A 2,384-nucleotide genomic window follows, 5' to 3' on the forward strand; every position below is an offset into this window, starting at 1 on the left:
TCCACCGCAGCCACGAATGCCGCGGGTATCGCCCTCGCGAAGAAGGCGGTGGCGCAGTGGGAGCAGCCGCCCACCTGGCAGGGCCCGACGGCCCCGGTGAACGCGAAGGCCGCCAAGGGCAAGACGGTTGACCTGATCAACCTGACCGAGGAGATCCCGGCGCTGCACGAGTGGGCCGCGGTCGCCCAGGCCCAGCTGCAGAAGCTCGGGGTGAAGGCCAATATCTGCGACGGCAAGGGCACCCCCGAGGGCATCACCAGCTGCCTCACCCAGGACATCGCCGCCCGGCCGAACGTGATCGTGGCGATGGCGCTCGACACCACGTTCATCCACAACTACATCACGCAGGCAAACGCGGCCGGCATCAAGGTGATCACCGCCCAGACCGGCACCCCCGGGCTGCCGCAGGGCACCGGCGCCGTGGCCGAGGTCACGTTCGACTACCCGCAGGTCGGCAAGATCCTCGGCGCCTGGTTCGCCGCGGACTCGGGCTGCACGGGCTACCCGCAGATCATCACCACCACCTCCAGCCGGCAGCCGTCCGCGGCCGAGGTCAGCGGCATCCAGAGCGCGATCAAGCAGTACTGCCCGTCCTCGACCCCGCTGCCGGTGCAGAATGTGCTGATCCCGGACTGGGCGACGAACCTGCCGACGGTCACCCGGTCGACGCTGACCTCCAACAGCAGCATCAACTACATGCTGCCGCTGTACGACGGCATGACCATCTACATGCTGCCGGCGATCCAGCAGCTCAACCTGAACCGCAAGGTGCAGGTCGGGTCGTTCAACGCCACCCCGGTCGTGATGCAGAACGACCTGGCGAAGCAGTCCGCGCTGTCGGCTGACGTGGGCGGCCCGAACGACTGGTATGCCTACGCGCTCGCCGACGAGATCCTGCGGGTCGCCACCGGCGCGCCCGTGGTCGCCAACGAGCACGTGCCGCTGCGCCTGTTCACCCGCGGCAACCTGTCCACGATCAACCTCAACGCCAACGAGTCGACCTGGTACGGCACCGTCAACTTCGCCTGCCAGTACGACAAGCTCTGGGGAGCTGCGTGCAGCTGACCGCAGGAGCCCTTGGCGCCGGCATCCGCTGGCGCCAAGGGCTCGCGGTCACTGGCGCGTCATCGCTGGCATGTTCACCGCTGGGACGGAGGTAGGGCGGCCGTGAGCGACGTCGCACTGGAGGTACGCGGGCTCTCGAAGTCCTTCGGCGGGGTGCTCGCCCTGCACGACGTGTCGCTCCAGGTCCACCGCAGGGAGATCCACGGCCTGGTCGGCCGGAACGGATCCGGCAAGTCCACCCTCATCAAGGTGCTGGCCGGCTTCCACGCGCCCGAGCCCGGCGCCTCCCTCACCGTCGGCCCGGAAACCGTCCACCTGCCGGTGCCGCCGGGCGCCGCCAAGCGGCTGGCGCTCAGCTTCGTCCACCAGGATCTGGGCCTCATCCCGTCGCTCAGCATCCTGGAGAACCTGCGGGTCAACCGCTACCAGCCGCGGTTCGCCCGGCACATCGACTGGGCGGCCGAACGCGCCCGGGTGCGGCAGGCGCTGGAGCGTTTCCACCTGGACCTCGACATCGATCAGCCGGTGTCCATGCTCACCCCGGTCCAGCGGGCGCTGATCGCGATCGCCCGCGCGGTGTCGGACGCCAGCAGCCACGAGGGCGGGGTCATCGTCCTCGACGAGCCGACCTCCTACCTGCCCGCCAACGAGGTGGAAGCGCTCTTCGCCGCGATGCGGCGGGTCGCCGAGCACGGCACCGCCGTGATCTTCGTCAGCCACCGGCTGGAAGAGGTCAAGGCCATCACCGACCGGGTCACCGTGCTGCGGGACGGCATGGTGGTCGGCACCGTGGACACCTCCGAGGCGACCGAGGCGCAGCTCATCCACATGATCCTGGGCCGGGAGATCGAGCAGCTCTACCCCGAGGCCGCCGCGCACCCCGGCGAGGTGGTGCTCTCGGCCCATTCCCTGTCCGGCCAGGTCGTGGACGGGCTCGACTTCGAGGTGCACAAGGGTGAGATCGTCGGGCTGGCCGGCCTGGTGGGGATGGGCCAGAACGAAGTGCCCTATCTCCTGTTCGGGGCGACCCGCGCCCGGCACGGAGAGATCGTGCTCGCCGGCCGCACCATGGCGGCGGCACAGCTCACACCGGAGCACGCCGCCGCCGCCGGGATGGCACTGGTACCGGGGGACCGCCTCGGCGCCTCGGGCATCGGCCACCTGACGGTCCGGGACAACGTCAGCCTGCCGGTGCTGAGCCGGTTCTTCTCTCACGGCGTGCTGAGCGCCCGCCGCGAGCATGAGCACGTCGCCAAGCTGCTGGTCTCCTACGGCGTGCGGCCCCCCTCACCCGACCACCTGCTGTCCACCCTCAGCGG

At 69.9% G+C, this 2,384-nt stretch carries 2 protein-coding genes; both read left to right on the forward strand.

The annotated features are described in order from the left end of the window. Nucleotides 1–1,065 (forward strand): substrate-binding domain-containing protein (locus VNG13_00225; protein HVA58953.1); only part of this gene is annotated, 1,065 nt, incomplete at its 5' end. A 102-nt stretch (nt 1,066–1,167) separates the two neighbouring features. Further along, the coding region (locus VNG13_00230; GenBank protein ID HVA58954.1) for a sugar ABC transporter ATP-binding protein at nt 1,168–2,384 on the forward strand (1,217 nt) is incomplete at its 3' end.

It is taken from the genome of Mycobacteriales bacterium, assembly GCA_035533475.1.
GTDB lineage: Bacteria > Actinomycetota > Actinomycetes > DATLTS01 > DATLTS01 > DATLTS01.